This is a genomic window from Bacteroides clarus (assembly GCF_015555825.1).
Lineage (GTDB): Bacteria > Bacteroidota > Bacteroidia > Bacteroidales > Bacteroidaceae > Bacteroides > Bacteroides clarus.
This window is the reverse complement of sequence record NZ_JADNLF010000002.1, coordinates 123,438-142,387: the sequence shown is the minus strand read 5'-3', so window position 1 is coordinate 142,387 and position 18,950 is coordinate 123,438. Positions and strand designations below refer to the sequence as shown.

Annotated in this window: 17 protein-coding genes; 9 read left to right on the top strand and 8 right to left on the bottom strand. The window is 47.9% G+C overall.

All coding sequences use genetic code 11. From position 1 onward, the window contains the following. Window positions 1-24: 24 nt before the first annotated feature. The 4 genes from rpe to I2F54_RS03175 all read right to left on the bottom strand — a co-directional run bounded on the left by rpe (window position 25) and on the right by I2F54_RS03175 (window position 4,085). A complete protein-coding gene (rpe, locus tag I2F54_RS03190; RefSeq protein WP_195500503.1) occupies window positions 25-675 on the bottom strand; it encodes a ribulose-phosphate 3-epimerase in 651 nt (216 codons plus the stop codon). A 70-nt stretch (window positions 676-745) separates the two neighbouring features. Continuing rightward, window positions 746-1,720, bottom strand: a complete 975-nt coding sequence (gene fmt / locus I2F54_RS03185; protein WP_195500502.1) for a methionyl-tRNA formyltransferase — start codon at window positions 1,718-1,720, stop codon at window positions 746-748. 5 nt (window positions 1,721-1,725) lie between these two features. Further along, a complete protein-coding gene (locus tag I2F54_RS03180; RefSeq protein WP_009122719.1) occupies window positions 1,726-3,516 on the bottom strand; it encodes a chloride channel protein in 1,791 nt (596 codons plus the stop codon). Window positions 3,517-3,521: 5 nt separating this feature from the next. Further along, entirely contained in the window at window positions 3,522-4,085 is a 564-nt protein-coding gene (locus tag I2F54_RS03175; RefSeq protein ID WP_087412917.1) for an L-threonylcarbamoyladenylate synthase, read from the bottom strand. A gap of 80 nt (window positions 4,086-4,165) precedes the next feature. Between I2F54_RS03175 and I2F54_RS03170 the strand changes: the two genes are divergently transcribed. Then, complete coding sequence (locus I2F54_RS03170; RefSeq protein WP_009122721.1) at window positions 4,166-4,597, top strand: acyl-CoA thioesterase; 432 nt, start codon at window positions 4,166-4,168, stop codon at window positions 4,595-4,597. 150 nt (window positions 4,598-4,747) lie between these two features. Here the strand turns inward: I2F54_RS03170 and yaaA are convergent, their stop codons facing one another. Further along, a complete protein-coding gene (gene yaaA / locus I2F54_RS03165; protein WP_009122722.1) occupies window positions 4,748-5,512 on the bottom strand; it encodes a peroxide stress protein YaaA in 765 nt (254 codons plus the stop codon). 239 nt (window positions 5,513-5,751) lie between these two features. Between yaaA and recJ the strand changes: the two genes are divergently transcribed. From recJ to dnaG, 8 genes are all read left to right on the top strand, one after another. Then, on the top strand, window positions 5,752-7,467 hold the full coding sequence (gene recJ, locus I2F54_RS03160) for a single-stranded-DNA-specific exonuclease RecJ (protein ID WP_195500501.1): 1,716 nt from the start codon (window positions 5,752-5,754) through the stop codon (window positions 7,465-7,467). Window positions 7,468-7,571: 104 nt separating this feature from the next. After that, window positions 7,572-9,506, top strand: coding sequence for a RecQ family ATP-dependent DNA helicase (locus tag I2F54_RS03155; RefSeq protein WP_118045896.1), 1,935 nt, complete (start codon window positions 7,572-7,574; stop codon window positions 9,504-9,506). Between the two features lie 77 nt (window positions 9,507-9,583). Further along, window positions 9,584-10,543, top strand: a complete 960-nt coding sequence (locus I2F54_RS03150; protein WP_009122725.1) for a tetratricopeptide repeat protein — start codon at window positions 9,584-9,586, stop codon at window positions 10,541-10,543. A gap of 304 nt (window positions 10,544-10,847) precedes the next feature. Further along, window positions 10,848-11,696 (top strand): prephenate dehydratase, encoded by an 849-nt coding sequence (locus I2F54_RS03145; protein WP_009122726.1) that lies wholly within the window; start codon window positions 10,848-10,850, stop codon window positions 11,694-11,696. Next, window positions 11,677-12,852, top strand: coding sequence for a pyridoxal phosphate-dependent aminotransferase (locus I2F54_RS03140; RefSeq protein ID WP_195500500.1), 1,176 nt, complete (start codon window positions 11,677-11,679; stop codon window positions 12,850-12,852). The genes I2F54_RS03145 and I2F54_RS03140 overlap by 20 nt, the downstream gene beginning before the upstream one ends. A 70-nt stretch (window positions 12,853-12,922) precedes the next feature. Then, a complete protein-coding gene (locus I2F54_RS03135) occupies window positions 12,923-13,990 on the top strand; it encodes a bifunctional 3-deoxy-7-phosphoheptulonate synthase/chorismate mutase type II (RefSeq protein WP_039951025.1) in 1,068 nt (355 codons plus the stop codon). A 40-nt stretch (window positions 13,991-14,030) separates the two neighbouring features. Continuing rightward, a complete protein-coding gene (locus I2F54_RS03130) occupies window positions 14,031-14,804 on the top strand; it encodes a prephenate dehydrogenase (RefSeq protein ID WP_009122729.1) in 774 nt (257 codons plus the stop codon). Between the two features lie 80 nt (window positions 14,805-14,884). After that, complete coding sequence (gene dnaG / locus I2F54_RS03125) at window positions 14,885-16,975, top strand: DNA primase (protein ID WP_195500499.1); 2,091 nt, start codon at window positions 14,885-14,887, stop codon at window positions 16,973-16,975. Between the two features lie 2 nt (window positions 16,976-16,977). On the opposite strand, the gene folE is transcribed toward dnaG, so the two are convergent. The 3 genes from folE to tpiA form a co-directional block, all read right to left on the bottom strand. After that, window positions 16,978-17,565, bottom strand: coding sequence for a GTP cyclohydrolase I FolE (folE, locus tag I2F54_RS03120; protein WP_004288383.1), 588 nt, complete (start codon window positions 17,563-17,565; stop codon window positions 16,978-16,980). Between the two features lie 37 nt (window positions 17,566-17,602). Beyond that, entirely contained in the window at window positions 17,603-18,061 is a 459-nt protein-coding gene (locus I2F54_RS03115; protein ID WP_022219796.1) for an SPOR domain-containing protein, read from the bottom strand. Window positions 18,062-18,160: 99 nt separating this feature from the next. Next, on the bottom strand, window positions 18,161-18,916 hold the full coding sequence (gene tpiA / locus I2F54_RS03110; protein WP_009122732.1) for a triose-phosphate isomerase: 756 nt from the start codon (window positions 18,914-18,916) through the stop codon (window positions 18,161-18,163). Between the last annotated feature and the right edge of the window lie 34 nt (window positions 18,917-18,950).

The window sequence follows — 18,950 nt, the reverse complement described above, 5'->3', positions numbered from 1 at the left end:
TAAGTTGTCTGTTATCAATAAATATTACAGATTCTTCAAAGCGCGGATGGCTTCCGCCGGATCAGGAGCCGAAAAGACGGCGTTACCGGCTACCAAAGCATTAGCGCCTGCCTCCACCAAACGGGCGCCTGTCTCTAAATTCACACCACCGTCAACCTCTATCAGAGCCTCCGAACCGGTCACCGTTATCAATTCACGCAACTCGCGCACCTTATCAACGGTATGCTCAATAAATTTCTGACCGCCGAATCCCGGATTTACCCCCATTATCAATACCATATAAACATCATCTATGATGTCCCTCAACATAGCCACAGGAGTAGCCGGGTTGATAGTAACCGCAGGCAACATTCCCGCTTCACGGATTTGCTGCACTACCCGATGCAGATGCGGACACTCCTCATAGTGCACGTTCATTATACGCGCCCCCAAAGCCTTTACTTCAGGAATAAACTTTTCCGGTTGCACTATCATCAAATGCACGTCCAAAGGCTTTTCCGTAAGCTTCGCCACATATTTCAGCACAGGAAAGCCGAAAGAGATGTTGGGAACAAACACGCCGTCCATTATATCGATGTGCACCCAGTCGGCTTCACTGCCGTTAATCATTTCAATATCATTTGCCAAATACGCAAAATCGGCAGACAGTATGGAAGGGGATATTATAGGTTTCATATCAGTTACATTCTATTAGGTTACATGAATTACAACAAACAAATATACAGAAAAGATTTCAGATTAACAGTCAGCGCACCTTGTATTCTTCTGTCAATTTAAATCCCCGTAACAGTTCATCCGTTTTCAGCCGTTTCTTACCCGGAAGCTGCAATGCGTTCACACCAATCCACCCGTCTGCGGCCGCTATACGAATATACGTCTTACCGTCGGTCTGCAAAGTTCCGGGGGCGAATGAGTGCGGGCGTTCCACTTTCTCCGTTTCAAATATTTTCAGAACCACTACCGTTCCGTCCGGCTGTACCAGTTCCGTCCATGCGGCGGGATAGGGAGACAGACCGCGGATAAAATCATAAATGCGCTTTACCGGCTGGCTCCAATCGATACGGCAAGTATCTTTGAATATCTTGGGAGCCGGACGCAGTTCGCCCGCTACAACCATTTCTTCCTGTGGAACGGGTCTTACCGCATCGGCAAGAATAGCGTCCACCGTTTCCGTTACCAAACGGCCGCCAAGCATCATCAGCTTGTCATGAACAATACCGACATTATCCGTGTCTGCAATCGGGACACGGACTTGTTGGATAACCTCTCCCGTATCTATTTCATGTTTCAAGAAGAAAGTAGTAATACCCGTTTCCGTGTCACCGTTGATAACCGCCCAGTTGATAGGAGCGGCGCCACGGTATTGCGGCAGCAACGAAGCATGCAGATTGAAAGTTCCCAAACGCGGCATATTCCACACCACTTCCGGCAACATCCTGAAAGCGACTACAATCTGTAAATCGGCGTTCCAAGCGCGCAAAGCCCCGACAAACGTTTCGTCTTTCAACTTTTCAGGCTGGAGAAGCGGTAAGCCATGCTCCAGCGCATATTGTTTCACCGGAGAGAATTGCACCTTATGCCCTCGCCCTGCCGGCTTATCGGGCATAGTAATCACTCCTACTACATTATATCCGCCTTCCACGAGGCAACGTAAGGGTTCCACCGCAAATTCGGGAGTACCCATATATACAATCCGTAAATCTTCTTTCTTCATAATCATCTCTTTTAATCTTCCGAGAAATGTACCAATACCTGACGGTACGAGTTGAATATCTTCGATTTGGAAACGAAACCGAGGTACTTGCCCTCTTCATCCACTACCGGCAGATTCCATGCTTTCGTATCGTCGAAAGTACGCATCACCTGCTCCATGCTGTCCGTATTATAAAGACGCGCCGGAGCGGAAGTCATCAATTTACCCACCGTAAAACGATGATACAGTTCCTGGCGGAACATGATATTGCGTATATCGTCCAGCAAGACAATACCGATTAGTTTACCCTCATTATCCGTTACCGGAAATATATTGCGGTGAGAAGCGGAGATAGCCTTCACCAATTCGGCAAGTTCCATCTCCGGATGCACTGCGATAAAATCTTTCTCTACCACATTTTCCACTTTCATCAACGTCAGCACCGCCTTATCCTTATGATGCGTCAGCAGTTCTCCCTTCTTTGCCAAACGCATGGAGTAAATGCTATGCGGCTCAAAAACGATAATCGTCAAATAAGAGCTGACCGAAACTATCATCAGCGGCAGGAACAAGTCGTACCCTCCCGTCAACTCGGCAATCAGGAATACGCCCGTCAGCGGCGCGTGCATGACACCGCTCATCACTCCCGCCATCCCCATCAGGGCAAAATTCTTTTCGGGCAGAAAAGCGGTGGTCTCAAACTCATTGCTGAAGTGGGAGAATACGAATCCGGCAATACATCCCAAATAAAGAGAAGGCGCAAAAATACCGCCGCACCCGCCACCGCCATTCGTTGCGCTCGAAGCGAAAACCTTAAACAGGATTATCAGCATCAGGTACAACAGCAGCAACTGGCTATGACCGTAGAAGAAAGAGTTATTCATTACCGTATCCCACTCTATTTTGCTTGTACCGTTAAGCAGCAATTCTATCGTATCATAACCCTCACCGTAAAGCGGCGGGAAAAGGAATATCAGAATACTCAACATGGAACCGCCCACCAGCAGTTTCTTATAAGGAACTTTCAGTTTACCGAACATACCCTCCACCGAATTCATGGCACGGGTAAAATAAAGAGAAACCAGTCCGCAGAAAATACCCAGCATAATCACATAGGGAATACGCTCCAGTTCAAAGGCTTGGTCAAGATGAAACTTAAACATGGCTTCCGTACCCGTCACGATATAAGAAACGGTCGCCGCCGTCACTGCCGAAATCAGCAATGGAAGCAGCGAGGACATGGTCAAGTCTATCATCAGCACCTCCAACGTAAACACAAGCCCCGCAATCGGAGCTTTGAAAATACCCGCCACAGCACCGGCGGCGCCACATCCCACCAGTAACATAAGCGTGCGGTGCTCCATCTTGAACAGACTTCCCAGATTAGAGCCGATGGCCGAGCCTGTAAGCACAATCGGCGCCTCTGCTCCGACCGAACCACCGAACCCGATTGTTATGGAACTGGCGATAATGGACGACCACGTATTATGCCGTTTGATACGTCCCTGCCTGCGGGATATGGCATATAGAATTTTCGTAACCCCATGACTGATATCATCCTTTACGACATAGCGTACAAACAGCCCTGCCAAAAAGATTCCCACCACCGGATATATCAAATACTGGTAATTAGCCTCTGTCGTATCGAAGTTCTCCGTAAGAAAGTTCTGTATCCAGTGTATCAGCATTTTCAATATCAATGCGGCAAATGCCGTAAAGATACCGACCAGAAAGCTAAGAACCAGAATAAACCGTTTCTCCTTAACATTCTTCTCACGCCAAATGATAAAGCGTTGTAACCAACCTCTTTCTTCTCCAGCCATCTTCCTTATTCACGGATTATTTTAATCACCCCGCCTTTACCCAGTTTAATAATGCTGGACGGCTTCGGATTACTCATCTCTTCTTGCCGATAACCTACAATATAATCTACGGCCGACTTAACCTCTTCACTTATTTCACTGAAATTCTTCGGTGAGGGTTGCCCGCTGATATTGGCGGAGGTAGAAACAATCGCCTTGCGGAACTGCTGGCAAAGACGTTTGGAGAACTCTTCATTCGTCACCCTGATACCTACGCTGCCGTCCTCCGCCAGCAAATTTGCCGCCAGATTACGTGCGCCCGAATAAATAATAGTCAACGGTTTGTCTGCCAAATCTATCAAGTCCCATGCCACTTCCGGGACATCCCGAACATAGAAATCCACCTTTACGGAAGAATCTACCAACACCAGCATCGCCTTGCTGTCCTGACGCTGCTTTATTTCATATACACGGCGCACCGCATCTTCGTTGGTAGCGTCACAACCAATACCCCAAACGGTATCGGTGGGATACAGAATTACCCCGCCTTCCCGCATTACCTGGCAGGCTTTTTTAATGTCTTCTATCATTTCTTGATATATAAATACTGTGATTAACACGCAAAAGTAGTAAATTCGCCCCGATTACAAACAAAGTTTAAGAGAAAACAATGGAAGAGATTAAATTTAACCACACCCTACCTATACAACTGCGCTTCAACGACGTCGACAAATTCGGTCACGTCAACAACACCGTCTACTTCTCTTTTTATGATTTGGGTAAGACAGAATATTTTGCTTCCGTATGTCCGCATGTCGACTGGCAAAAAGACGGCATCGTCGTCGTCCATATAGAAGCCGATTTTCTTGCGCAGATTTATGGTTCCGACCACATTGCCGTACAAACCGCCGTAACAAAAATCGGAACAAAAAGTTTTCATCTCGCCCAACGCGTCATAGATACTGAAACGCAGGAAGTGAAATGCATCTGTACCTCTGTCATGGTAACGTACGACCTCAGCAAACACGAGTCCAAACCGCTGACAGAAGAATGGATTGAAGCAATCTGTAAATACGAAGGACGGGATTTACGTAAAAAATAAAGAGCCTGTCCCGGTATACGGCTTAGAGTATCTCTGCATACAGTCAGGGATAGCTAAGCCGTATACCGATATACTCTCATTTTTTACTGTATAACGGCAAAACCCACCTACTTCATCGCATCTGTTTATAGTATCGGTAATTGTCCGGGCTTATCCCAACGTAAACAGCAAGTGACTATCCGTACTGCGTTTCTCATCGAAGGCGAAGCCTTCCCACGAAAAGCCTCTCAAATCTTCAGGACGTTCAATACGGTTCTTAATGATGTAACGCACCATCTCGCCCCGGCACATCTTCGCATAAATAACAACCGTTTTCAGCTGCCCGCCCTTCCAAACCTGAAAATCAGGGGTAACAACCCGTACTTCTTCTTCCACCCGCTTCCAATCGAACAAATCTTTCATCTCACCGCTTGCCAGATTAATCAGTACACCACCCCGGCTTTTGATTTCTTCCATAAAATAATCTGTCAGCAGCGGTTTCCAATAATTGAACATGGAAAGCCCGCCTTTTTCGGGCAGTCGTACATCACCCTCCAGACGATAAGGCTTGATTCCATCCAGCGGGCGGAGCAACCCATAGAGAAAAGAAGTGATACGGAGATGATTTTGCGCATAACGGAAATCATCAGCCGTAAATTCCTTTGGCAGAATACGTTTAAAAACAGCCCCTGTATATGCGCCGATTGCCGGCATAGGGTGATTGTCTTCCGAGCAGAAATCGTGAAAACGAACCCTGTTTTCCGCAGCGATCCTGGCATTCACCCTCAAGAGTTTTTCCAACTCTGCGGCAGGTATCTGCGACATTTCCAACGCATTCGCAACAGCTTCCGTTTCAAAATGCGGAACGGTTACTTCGGGTACCTTTAAAGAGCAACGCGACGCCATAGTCTTAGCGCAAGAAATGAAAGTAAGCATAATTTCAGCCTGTTTTTAATGAATAAAAGTCTTCTACTTATTTAGACCTTACAAAAATAAGAGGATTTTAGGAGAGAATACGCATCGTTAAGAATATTTTCTATAGAATTCACATCGGTTTCAAGAGTTTTTCATACCTTTACAGCTTGTTGGAGAAATAGCATATATCAAGCGGACGGTGAAAAATCCTTTTTGTTCTCCGGCACTTTGCGATAGAAAAAGAAAAAATAATATATAAAATGACTCACAAATGGAATTATTTACCCATTACATCCGATCAGGCAGAAGCAAGCCAACGACTGGCCCAAGAATTAGGGATTAGCCCTGTACTTGGGGAATTGCTGGTGGAGCGGGGAATAACAACGGCAGCTGCCGCCAAAAAGTTTTTCCGCCCGCAACTACCGGATTTGTACGACCCGTTCCTCATGAAAGATATGGACGTGGCCGTAGAGCGCCTGAACAAGGCAATGGGAAAGAAAGAGCGCATTCTGATTTATGGAGATTATGATGTGGACGGAACCACCGCCGTGGCTTTGGTCTACAAGTTTATTCAACAGTTCTACTCGAACATAGACTATTACATACCCGACCGCTACAACGAAGGGTATGGAGTTTCAACCAAAGGTGTGGACTACGCCGCCGAAACCGGTGTGGGACTGATTATCGTATTGGATTGCGGCATCAAGGCCGTAGACGAAATCGCATACGCCAAAGAGAAAGGTATCGACTTCATCATCTGCGACCACCACGTGCCCGATGAGGTATTGCCCCCTGCCGTAGCCATATTGAACGCCAAGCGCGAAGACAATACTTATCCCTACGAACACCTTTCGGGTTGCGGGGTAGGTTTTAAATTCATGCAGGCGTTTGCCATCAGTAACGGTATCGAGTTTCATCACTTGATTCCCCTGTTGGACTTGGTTGCGGTCAGCATCGCTTCGGACATCGTACCGATTATGGGAGAGAACCGCATACTTGCCTATCACGGTCTGAAACAGCTCAACAGCAATCCGAGCGTAGGACTGAAAGCCATCATCGACGTGTGCGGACTGTCGGAAAAAGAAATTACCGTCAGCGATATAGTATTCAAGATAGGCCCGCGCATCAACGCATCGGGACGTATTCAGAACGGTAAGGAAGCGGTAGACCTGCTGACGGAAAAGGATTTCTCGCTCGCTTTGGAAAAGGCCGGGCAAATCAACCAATATAACGAAACCCGTAAGGACCTCGACAAGACAATGACCGAAGAGGCCAATCAAATCGTTGCCGAACTGGAAGGACTGGCCGACCGCCGTTCTATCGTGTTGTACAACGAAGACTGGCACAAAGGGGTAATCGGCATTGTGGCTTCCCGCCTGACGGAAGTATATTATCGTCCGGCCGTAGTACTGACACGTACGGACGATATGGCAACCGGTTCGGCACGCTCCGTTTCCGGTTTTGATGTATACAAAGCCATCGAATATTGCAGGGATTTGCTGGAGAATTTCGGCGGTCATACCTATGCCGCCGGACTGTCCATGAAGGTGGAAAACGTTCCCGCCTTCACCAAACGTTTTGAAGAATTCGTTTCACAGCATATCCTGCCGGAACAAACCAGCGCCGTAATCGACATCAATGCAGAAATCGACTTCCGGGATATTACGCCCAAATTCTGCAACGATTTAAAAAAGTTCAACCCGTTTGGTCCCGACAACACCAAACCTGTCTTCTGTACCCATAACGTGTACGACTACGGAACCAGTAAAGTCGTAGGACGCGACCAGGAACATATCAAACTGGAATTAGTGGATAACAAATCGAACAATGTAATGAACGGCATCGCTTTCGGACAAAGTTCCCACGTTCGCTACATCAAGACCAAACGTTCGTTTGACATTTGCTACACCATTGAAGAAAACACCCACAAACGGGGAGAAGTGCAATTGCAAATCGAAGACATAAAACCGAATTAGTTTAGTTGAAAGTCAAGAGTTGAGAGTTGAAAGTTGGGCTGTGCAGTTTGGTTTTCAACTCCTGACTCTCAACTTTCAACTTTTCACTTTCAACTCCCAACGCCATGTCCGCCCAGCCCGATAACCCTCAATTTTCAACTCTCAACTCCCGACTTTTAAAACAGTATTGGGGATACGACCGCTTCCGGGGAATCCAGGAAGATATTATCAACAGTATCAGTGAGAACAAAGACACATTGGGACTGATGCCTACGGGTGGCGGCAAGTCCATCACTTTCCAAGTTCCGGCACTTGCCAAAGACGGATTATGTCTGGTTATTACCCCCCTGATAGCCCTGATGAAAGACCAAGTGCAGAATTTAAGGAAGCGGGGCATCAAAGCGCTTGCCATCTACTCCGGCATGAACCGGCAGGACATTATCACAACCCTCGAGAACTGCATCTTCGGCAACTATAAGTTCCTCTACATCTCCCCTGAACGGCTGGATACGGAAATCTTCCGTATCAAACTGCGGAAAATGAAGGTCAGCATGATTACGGTGGACGAAAGCCATTGCATTTCGCAATGGGGGTACGACTTCCGTCCCGCCTACCTGAAAATTGCGGAAATACGTGAGCTGCTGCCGGACGCTCCGGTTCTGGCCTTGACAGCTACCGCAACTCCGGAAGTCGTGAAGGACATCCAAACCCGCTTGCATTTCCGCCGGGAAAATGTATTCCGCATGAGTTTCGAGCGGAACAACCTTGCCTATATCGTCCGTAAAACGGAGAACAAAACGGCAGAACTGCTGCATATATTGCGCAGTATGCCCGGCAGCGCCATTGTGTATGTACGCAACCGCCGCCGTACCAAAGAAATCACCGAACTGCTGAATAATGAAGACATCACAGCCGATTTCTACCATGCCGGACTGGACGATGCTTCCAAAGACATCCGACAGCACCGCTGGCAATCCGGTGAAAGTCGCGTCATGGTAGCCACCAACGCCTTTGGAATGGGCATAGACAAGCCGGATGTGCGCATCGTTATCCACATGGATTTGCCCGACTCCATAGAGGCCTATTTTCAGGAAGCCGGGAGAGCCGGTCGCGACGGGCAAAAAGCCTATGCCGTCATCCTGTACGCCAAATCGGACAAAACCACGCTGCACAAGCGCATACCCGACACTTTTCCGGAGAAAGACTATATCAAAGATGTGTACGAGCATCTTCAATACTACTACCAGATGGCAATGGGAGACGGACTGGAATGCGTACGGGAATTCAACATCGAGGATTTCTGCCGTAAGTTCAAGCACTTCCCCGTCCCGGTGGACAGCGCACTGAAAATCCTGACCCAGGCAGGCTATCTGGAATATACCGGAGAACAGGATAACACCTCACGCATCCTCTTTACCATACGCAGGGACGAACTTTACAGGCTGCGCGAAATGGGTGAAGACATGGACAAACTCATTCAAGCCGTACTCCGTTCCTATACAGGGGTATTTACAGACTACACCTATATCAACGAAGATTCGCTCGCCGTGCGCACGGGACTTACCCGCCGGCAAATCTACGAGTTGCTGGTTCACCTTGCCAAACTGCATATCGTAAATTACATCCCACACAAAAAGACACCTTATATAATATACACGCGCGAGCGTGTGGAAGCGCAACGCATCCACCTTTCTCCGGAAATCTATGAAGAACGGAAAGCCCGTTATGAAGCACGCATCAATTCCATACTGGACTACGTAACCAACGACACCGTATGCCGCAGCCGTATGCTGCTGGATTACTTCGGAGAGCAAAACGAACATAATTGCGGGCAGTGCGACACTTGCATCAGTCTGCGCAACAAACCTGCAACCGACAGGCCGACCTCCAAAGAGCTTGCCGGAAAAATACAAGAGATACTCTCTTCCGCCCCGCAAACTCCCGCCGGTCTGCTCGAACAACTTCCGACGGACAAAGAGCTTTTGACCGAGGCATTACACCGATTATTGGACGAAGGAAAAATTATTGCCGTCAACGGAATACTGCAAATCAAAAAATAAATCATTACTTTTGCACGGTGCATACACGCACTGCTCCTATCAACCTATTAAAACATAACTAAAACAATATCATAACCATGGGATTCTTTAAATCTTTTTTCTCCGGCAAAGCGAGCAATCCGGAAGAGGAAAAACAAAAAAATAAGCAGAAGAACTTCGAGATATTCAAGTACGACGGTATGCGTGCCCAACGCATGGGACGCGCCGACTATGCCATTAAATGCTTTACCGAAGCCCTTGCGCTGCAAGAGGATTTCGAAACAATGGGCTATTTGGCGCAAGTATATATCCAGTCCAACGAACCGGACGAAGCCCGCAAACTTTTGGAGAAGATGACCCAAATAGAACCGGAGCATACCTCCACCTTCCTCACCCTTGCCAACGTCTGCTACATGCAAGAGGACTACGCCGCCATGGCGGAAGCCGCCCAAAAAGCCATCGCCATTGAAGAAGGCAGTGCCATGGCGCATTATCTGTTGGGCAAAGCCGACAACGGACAGAACGACGGCATTATGTGCATCGCCCATCTCACAAAAGCCATCGTGTTGAAAGACGACTTCACCGAAGCCCGCCTGCTGCGCGCCGAAGCTCTGACGAAGATGCGGCAATACAAAGAAGCCATGGAAGACATCGATGCCGTACTCGCCCAAGACCCGGACGACGAAAGCGCCATATTGCTTCGCGGAAAGATAAAAGAAGCAACCGGCGCCGAGGCCGAAGCGGAAGCCGACTATCTTCATATAACCGAGTTGAATCCGTTCAACGAGCAGGCGTTCCTCTACTTGGGACAACTGTACATCGTCCAGAAGAAGCTGACCGAAGCTATCGCCCTGTTTGATGAAGCCATTGAGCTGAACCCTAACTTCGCCCAGGCCTACCACGAACGCGGGCGTGCCAAGCTGCTGAACGGTGACAAGGAAGGCTCTGTGGAAGACATGAAGCGCGGACTGGAACTGAACCCGAAAGACATACAAGGATTCACCGGACAATATGGCAATCAGCCGGGCAACAATACGACAAATGTATTGGGATTGTAAAAGATTATCTATAAATTGATACAAATATCAAAAAAAACATTGTTTTTTATTTGCGTATAAAAGAAAAGTATTACTTTTGTCGCGTAATTCAAAACAAGAGAACAGCAATGATGAAATCATTTACTTATGCATATTACTTCTTTTTTTACTTTTACTTTAGCCGGAAAGTAGAGCGGGAGTTTGTATGTATCAAGTGACAGTGATGCTTAAGAACTGAATAGAGAACTAAGTAATATATAGAATCCCGCTCCATTGTATGGAAGCGGGATTTTTTGTAGCATAAACTAAGAAAAAACAGTCAGGAATGAAAAAAATAGCCATTCAAGGAACATTAGGTTCGTATCATGACATTGCCGCACACAAGTACTTCGAAGGAGAAGAAATACAGCTTATCTGCTGCGCTACCTTCGAGGATGTATTTGCAGCTGTCAAGAAAGACAGTCAGACCATAGGTATGCTGGCAATAGAAAATACGATTGCAGGCAGCTTGCTGCACAACAATGAGCTGCTCCGCCAAAGCGGCGCACAGATTGTGGGCGAATATAAGCTACGCATCTCGCACAGCTTCGTTTGCCTGCCCGAAGAGGATTGGGATGACATCACGGAAGTAAACTCCCACCCCATCGCTCTGATGCAGTGCCGCGAGTTCCTCGGACAGCACCCCGGCATTAAAGTCGTGGAAGGCGAAGATACCGCCCTCAGTGCGGAGATTATCAAGAGAGAGAACCTGAAAGGACACGCCGCCATCTGTTCCAAAGCCGCCGCCGAACGTTACGGCATGAAAGTGTTGCAGGAAGGCATCGAGACAAACAAGCACAACTTCACCCGTTTTCTGGTTGTGGCAGACCCGTGGCAGGTGGATGAACTGAGCCGTCACCGCAACAAGGAGGTCAACAAGGCAAGCATGGTATTCACGTTGCCGCATACCGAGGGAAGCCTCTCACAGGTATTGTCCATCCTGTCTTTCTACCGCATCAACCTGACAAAAATACAATCACTGCCCATCATCGGGCGCGAATGGGAATATCAATTCTACGTAGACGTGGTTTTCGACAATGTACTGAAGTATAAACAATCTATCGTGGCTATCACCCCGCTGACCAAAGAACTTAAAATATTAGGAGAATACGAAGATGGAAAATCAAATATCTAAAATAAAGCCCGCCGACCGACTGGCAAGCGTAAGCGAATACTACTTCTCTAAAAAACTGAAAGAGGTGGCGCAAATGAATGCCGAAGGCAAGGATGTAATCAGCCTGGGTATCGGCAGTCCCGATATGCCCCCCTCGGAAGACACCATACAAACGCTTTGCGATGCGGCGCGCAATCCTGACGGACATGGCTATCAACCCTACGTAGGTATTCCCGAATTGCGCCGCGGTTTTGCCGGATGGTATAAGAAATGGTACGGCGTGGAGCTGAACCCGAACACGGAAATACAGCCGCTCATCGGTTCCAAAGAAGGTATTCTGCACGTCACGCTGGCTTTCGTCAATCCCGGTGAGCAGGTATTGGTTCCCAACCCCGGCTATCCCACCTATACTTCATTGAGCAAGATATTGGGCGCCGAGGTCGTGAACTACAACCTGAAAGAAGAAAACGACTGGATGCCCGACTTCGATGAGCTGGAGAAAATGGATATGAGTCGTGTCAAACTGATGTGGACCAACTATCCCAATATGCCGACAGGAGCGAACGCCACGCCGGAGCTTTACCAAAAGCTGGTGGACTTCGCACGCCGTAAGGACATCGTCATCGTCAACGACAACCCGTACAGCTTTATCCTGAACGAACGTCCTATCAGCATTCTCGGCATTCCGGGAGCGAAGGAATGCTGCATCGAGTTCAACTCCATGAGCAAGAGCCACAATATGCCGGGCTGGCGCATCGGTATGCTCGCCTCCAATGCCGACTTCGTACAATGGATACTGAAAGTGAAGAGCAACATAGACAGCGGTATGTTCCGCGCCATGCAGCTGGCAGCCGCCACTGCCCTGGAAGCCGGTGAAGAATGGTACGAGGGCAACAATAAGAACTATCGCGGACGCCGCCGGCTGGCAGGGGAAATAATGCGTGAACTGGGATGTACTTACGATGAAAGTCAGGTAGGCATGTTCCTTTGGGGAAAGATACCCGACAGTTGCGCCGATGTAGAGGAACTGACCGAGCGGGTATTGCATGAAGCGCGCGTATTCATCACTCCGGGATTTATCTTCGGCAGCAATGGAAAAAGATACATCCGTATCTCGCTTTGCTGCAAGGACGACAAACTGGCGGAAGCGTTGAAACGTATCAAAGCAATGAGATAATTTGATACGGAAGCGGGATAACGGCTTGGAAATATTTATACAACTGAATATAATTAAACAAATAAAGAATATGGAACTTGAATTAGAATCAATCTTGTTGCCGGGTATCGAGGAAAAACGTCCTCTGGTTATCGCCGGTCCATGCAGCGCAGAGACAGAAGAACAAGTTATGGATACCGCCAGGCAATTGTCTGCGAAAGGAATGAAGATATTCCGCGCGGGCATCTGGAAACCCCGTACCAAACCGGGCGGTTTCGAGGGTGTCGGCGTAGAAGGTTTGTCCTGGCTTAAAGAGGTAAAAAAGGAAACGGGCATGTATGTTTCCACCGAAGTAGCCACAGCCAAACATGTATATGAGTGCCTGAAAGCCGGAATAGACATACTTTGGGTAGGCGCCCGCACTACCGCCAATCCTTTTGCCGTACAAGAAATAGCAGATGCCCTGAAAGGCGTGGATATTCCGGTATTGGTAAAGAACCCCGTTAATCCGGACTTGGAATTATGGATTGGCGCCTTGGAGCGTATCAACAATGCCGGTCTGAAACGTCTTGGAGCCATCCACCGCGGTTTCAGCAGCTACGACAAAAAGCTCTACCGCAACCTGCCGCAATGGCATATCCCTATCGAACTGCGCCGCCGCATTCCAAACCTGCCTATCATTTGCGACCCGAGCCATATCGGCGGAAAGCGCGAACTGGTTGCTCCGCTTTGCCAGCAGGCAATGGACTTAGGCTTCAACGGTTTGATTATCGAAAGCCACTGCAACCCGGATTGCGCGTGGAGCGACGCCGCCCAGCAGGTTACGCCGGATGTATTGGATTATATCCTTAACCTGCTTGTTATCCGCAAGGACACGCAAAGCACCGAAAACCTCAGCGAATTGCGCAAGCAGATTGACGAGTGCGACAACAACCTCATTCAGGAATTAGCCAAAAGGATGCGCGTAGCCCGTGAAATCGGCACATACAAGAAAGAACATGATATGACCATCCTGCAAACGGGACGTTATAACGAGATTCTTGAAAAACGCGGCTCGCAAGGCGCACTGTGCGGCATGGATTCGGAATTTATCAAGAAAGTGTTTGAGGCGATACACGAGGAAAGCGTGCGCCAGCAAATGGAAATTATTAATAAGTGACAAGATAACTATATAACATTGTCACTATAACATCAAGTATATGCGAATATTAATACTCGGAGCCGGGAAAATGGGCTCTTTCTTTACGGATATTTTAAGTTTTCAACACGAGACGGCCGTGTTTGACGTCAACCCGCATCAATTGCGCTTTGTCTATAACACCTACCGTTTCACTACGCTGGAAGAAATCAAGGAGTTTGAACCGGAGCTGGTAATCAACGCCGCCACGGTAAAATATACTCTGGAGGCTTTCCGCCAGGTGTTGCCTGTACTGCCCAAAGACTGTATCATCAGCGATATCGCTTCGGTAAAGACGGGACTGAAAAAATTCTATGAAGAAAGCGGTTTCCGTTACGTGTCGACGCATCCCATGTTCGGACCGACCTTTGCCAGCCTGAGTAACCTGAATACGGAAAATGCCATCATCATCAGCGAAGGCGACCACTTGGGAAAAATCTTCTTCAAAGACCTGTACCAGACCATGAAGCTCAATATCTTTGAGTACACTTTCGACGAGCATGATGAAACGGTAGCCTATTCCTTGTCCATTCCTTTCGTTTCAACTTTTGTGTTTGCAGCGGTCATGAAGCATCAGGAAGCCCCGGGTACTACGTTCAAAAAGCATATGGCCATTGCCAAAGGCCTGTTGAGCGAGGACGATTATCTACTCCAGGAAATTCTGTTTAATCCCCGTACGCCCGGACAAGTAGAGAATATACGCCTGGAACTGAAGCAGCTGTTGGAAATCATCAACAATAAGGATGCGGAAGGGATGAAGAAATACCTGACTAAAATCAGAGAGAAGATTAAATGATGATTTAATTCCCCTTTTCCCGCCCCTGCAAAACTTTTTTTTGCAGGGGCTGATTTTATATGTAACTTTGTACTCGAATTATGATAGACCAACCCACCATAGACAGAATTCTGGACGCGGCACAAATATACGATGTCGTATCGGACTTCGTCACGCTGCGGAAACGCGGAGTGAACTATGTGGGACTATGCCCGTTTCACGATGATAAGACGCCGTCATTCTACGTGTCTCCCGCCAAAGGACTGTGCAAATGTTTCGCCTGCGGCAAAGGGGGCAATGCCGTACATTTCATCATGGAACATGAACAGATGTCTTATCCCGAAGCGCTGAAATACCTCGCCAAGAAATACGGCATCGAAATCAAGGAGCGGGAACTGTCCAACGAAGAAAAGCTCGCTCAGAGCGAACGCGAAAGCCTTTTCATCGTCAACCAGTTTGCCCGCGACTATTTCCAGAATATTCTGCGCAACCATGTGGACGGACGCAGCATCGGTATGGCTTATTTTCGCAACCGCGGATTCCGTGATGACATTATCGAGAAATTCCAGTTGGGCTATTGTACCGAGAGCCACGATGCCATGGCACAGGAGGCTATAAAGAAAGGATATAAGAAAGACTTCCTCATCAAGACCGGACTTTGTTATGAAACGGACGACCACAGACTGCGCGACCGTTTTTGGGGACGTGTCATCTTCCCCGTGCATACGCTGTCGGGTAAGGTGGTGGCATTTGGTGGCCGTGTGCTTGCCAGCGCCACTAAAGGGGTGAAAGTAAAGTACGTCAACTCACCCGAATCGGAAATTTACCATAAGAGTAATGAGTTGTATGGCATCTACTTTGCCAAACAGGCGATTGTAAAGCAAGACCGGTGTTTTTTGGTGGAAGGCTATACCGATGTTATCTCCATGCACCAATCCGGCATAGAGAACGTAGTGGCTTCTTCGGGCACCGCCCTGACACCGGGGCAAATCCGCCTGATTCACCGCTTCACCAATAACATGACGGTGCTTTACGACGGTGATGCAGCCGGCATCAAGGCTTCTATACGAGGTATCGACATGCTGCTGGAAGAAGGCATGAATATTAAGGTGTGCCTCCTGCCCGACGGAGACGACCCGGACTCTTTTGCCCGCAAACATAATTCGACCGAGTTCCGGCAATTCATACAAGAGCACGAAACGGACTTTATCCGGTTCAAAACCAATTTGTTGCTGGAGGACGCGGGTAAAGACCCTATCAAACGTGCCGAATTAATAGGTAATCTTGTACAAAGCATCTCGGTCATTCCCGAAGCGATTGTGCGCGATGTCTATATCAAAGAGTGCGCCCAACTGCTGCGCGTAGAGGACAAGCTACTGGTTTCGGAAGTTGCCAAACGACGTGAAATGCAGGCCGAGAAGCGTGCCGAACAAACGGAACGCGAGCGCAGAGCCGCGGCAAGGAACAATACGGAAGCAACAGCCGCACAAGTTCCCTACACCGAAGGAGATGCCCCCCTTACAACCGCCGACGGAACATCATTGCCGCCTGATATGGCTGCTGAATATGCCGGTTCCCCTATCCCGCCGGAAGATAATTATGTCTCTTTCATTCCCCAGGAGGGAAAAGAAGGACAGGAGTTCTATAAATACGAACGGTTGATTCTTCAGATGATTGTGCGCTACGGCGAAAAGATAATGTGCAACGCAACCAATGAAGAAGGGCAGGAAGTGCCTGTAAGTGTGATTGAATACGTTATTAACGATTTGAAGCAAGACGAGCTGTCATTTCATAACCCGCTGCACCGTCAAATCTTGACCGAAGCCGCCACACATATACATGATGCCGGATTCACAGCCGAGCGTTATTTTCTGGCACATCCGGAAACAACCATCAGCAAACTGAGCGCAGAACTTATCAGCAACCGCTATCAGTTAAGCAAGTACCACTCAAAAAGCCAAAAGATAGTAACCGATGAAGAACGTCTTTATGAACTGGTTCCGGCACTGATGATTAACTTTAAATATGCCATCGTCAGCGAAGAGTTAAAGCACATGATGTCTGCCCTGCAAGACCCTGCCGTAGCCAATGACGAGGAGAAATGCAACGCTATCATGAAGCGCTACTGCGAAATGCGCGAAGTGCAAAGTATCATGGCAAAACGTTTGGGAGACCGGGTGGTGCTCCCCTGACATTAAGAATTGTGACGGATAAGATTCATAAATTCCTCACGCGTCTTAGCCTGATTGAAAGCTCCCGTAAAGTCGGAAGTAGTGGTTATTGAATTCTGTTTTTCCACACCGCGCATCTGCATACACATGTGCTTAGCCTCTACCACAACCATTACGCCCAAAGGATTCAGCGTTTCCTGAATACACTCCTTTATTTGCAGCGTCATACGTTCCTGCACTTGCAGGCGGTGAGAGAAAATATCTACCACACGGGCAATCTTGCTCAGGCCTGTGATGTAGCCGTTGGGAATATAAGCCACGTGAGCTTTACCGTAGAAAGGCAACATATGGTGCTCACAGAGAGAAAAGAAATCAATGTCTTTCACAATCACCATTTGGTTATAATCTTCCTTGAACTTGGCGGAGCGGAGTACTTCGTGCGGGTCCATAGAGTAGCCCTTAGTCAGTGTCAGCATAGCTTTCGCCACCCGTTCCGGCGTCTTCAGCAGCCCTTCACGTTCAGGGTCTTCACCCAACAAAGTCAATATACGATGATAATGTTCTTTCAGTTCGTCCAATGAAGGAGATACGATTTCTTCTTTTCCTAACATGAGAAGATGGAATAAATGATGAATGATGAGTTATAAATTACAGAGGAATGTTTATCTGATCTTTCACAATAGACACTTCCTTAAAAACACCCGTCGCACGCAATTGGCGCATCATGGCGTCCGCTTCCTCAATACTGCGGAAATCGCCTGCACGGCACAACCAGCGGGGCGGATTGAAAGATGTATAAACGGGAAGGTCGGGAAAACGCTCTTTTATGTTGGAAGCTACCGAATAGGCTTCATTCTTGGCCTGACGGGTGTTATTACCGGCGTATACCTGTACGCGATAGCCCGAACTCTTAATCACTTTTTGATCGTCCGAACCGGTAGGAATGTATTCAGAGCCTATCAAAGCCCCGATACGGGCATCCTGATGAATGGACACCTTACCCTGCCCCGGCACATTACGTTCCAGGCTTTTTACGATGTTATTCTGCGCCACAGATACAGCGGCAAAAGCAAAACATACAATTAAGAGCAAACCAAGTTTCTTCATAAAAGGGTGTTTTTATATAGTTGAAAAGCCAAGCTTTAAACATAAAGAGTCGGAAGTTGGCCATTCCCTATCAGGACGGCAACTTCCAACTCTCCGTTATTAATTAAAAGCGTCGATGATACCCTTGAAGTCGGCAACTTTCAAAGCGGCGCCACCAATCAAACCACCGTCTACATCAGGATTTGCAAACAGTTCCTTTGCATTGGAGGGCTTGCAGCTACCACCGTAAAGGATAGAGCAGTTTTCAGCGATTTCCTTACCATACTTTCCTTCAACCGCCGAACGGATGAAAGCGTGGATTTCCTGCGCCTGCGCCGGTGTAGCGGTCTTGCCTGTACCAATAGCCCAAACCGGTTCGTAAGCCAAGATAATCTTAGAGAAATCTTCTGCAGACAGAGAGAATACAGATGCCAGCTGAGCGGCAACCACTTCATTCTGTTTGTTAGCTTCACGTTCTTCCAGAACTTCACCGATACAGAAAATCGGAGTCAGTCCGTTAGCCAAAGCCAACTTTACTTTTTCTTCCAGGATTTCCACTGTTTCACCGTAATAAGCACGACGTTCCGAGTGACCGAGGATTACATACTTAGCGCCGGTAGAAGCAACCATAGCGGCTGACACTTCGCCGGTATATGCACCGGATTCCTTGTCCGCGCAGTTTTCTGCACCTACACCGATCTTAGCGGCATCCACCAGCGGAGTAACAGAGGCGAGGTGAATAAACGGAGTACAGATGATTACATCACAGTTAGGCTTTTCGTTGGCCAACGCTTCATTCAGTTCTTTTGCAAGAGCAATACCCTCTTGAAGGGTTTTGTTCATTTTCCAGTTTCCTGCAACAATGTTTTTTCTCATTTTGTTTTAATTATTAAAGGGTTAATATATTTAC

Bases quoted from the DNA above. Each gene is read 5' to 3' on its own strand.
- rpe (WP_195500503.1), bottom strand. From the start codon at position 675: ATGAAACCTATAATATCCCCTTCCATACTGTCTGCCGATTTTGCGTAT.
- fmt (WP_195500502.1), bottom strand. From the start codon at position 1,720: ATGATTATGAAGAAAGAAGATTTACGGATTGTATATATGGGTACTCCC.
- I2F54_RS03180 (WP_009122719.1), bottom strand. From the start codon at position 3,516: ATGGCTGGAGAAGAAAGAGGTTGGTTACAACGCTTTATCATTTGGCGT.
- I2F54_RS03175 (WP_087412917.1), bottom strand. From the start codon at position 4,085: ATGATAGAAGACATTAAAAAAGCCTGCCAGGTAATGCGGGAAGGCGGG.
- I2F54_RS03170 (WP_009122721.1), top strand. From the start codon at position 4,166: ATGGAAGAGATTAAATTTAACCACACCCTACCTATACAACTGCGCTTC.
- yaaA (WP_009122722.1), bottom strand. From the start codon at position 5,512: ATGCTTACTTTCATTTCTTGCGCTAAGACTATGGCGTCGCGTTGCTCT.
- recJ (WP_195500501.1), top strand. From the start codon at position 5,752: ATGACTCACAAATGGAATTATTTACCCATTACATCCGATCAGGCAGAA.
- I2F54_RS03155 (WP_118045896.1), top strand. From the start codon at position 7,572: ATGTCCGCCCAGCCCGATAACCCTCAATTTTCAACTCTCAACTCCCGA.
- I2F54_RS03150 (WP_009122725.1), top strand. From the start codon at position 9,584: ATGGGATTCTTTAAATCTTTTTTCTCCGGCAAAGCGAGCAATCCGGAA.
- I2F54_RS03145 (WP_009122726.1), top strand. From the start codon at position 10,848: ATGAAAAAAATAGCCATTCAAGGAACATTAGGTTCGTATCATGACATT.
- I2F54_RS03140 (WP_195500500.1), top strand. From the start codon at position 11,677: ATGGAAAATCAAATATCTAAAATAAAGCCCGCCGACCGACTGGCAAGC.
- I2F54_RS03135 (WP_039951025.1), top strand. From the start codon at position 12,923: ATGGAACTTGAATTAGAATCAATCTTGTTGCCGGGTATCGAGGAAAAA.
- I2F54_RS03130 (WP_009122729.1), top strand. From the start codon at position 14,031: ATGCGAATATTAATACTCGGAGCCGGGAAAATGGGCTCTTTCTTTACG.
- dnaG (WP_195500499.1), top strand. From the start codon at position 14,885: ATGATAGACCAACCCACCATAGACAGAATTCTGGACGCGGCACAAATA.
- folE (WP_004288383.1), bottom strand. From the start codon at position 17,565: ATGTTAGGAAAAGAAGAAATCGTATCTCCTTCATTGGACGAACTGAAA.
- I2F54_RS03115 (WP_022219796.1), bottom strand. From the start codon at position 18,061: ATGAAGAAACTTGGTTTGCTCTTAATTGTATGTTTTGCTTTTGCCGCT.
- tpiA (WP_009122732.1), bottom strand. From the start codon at position 18,916: ATGAGAAAAAACATTGTTGCAGGAAACTGGAAAATGAACAAAACCCTT.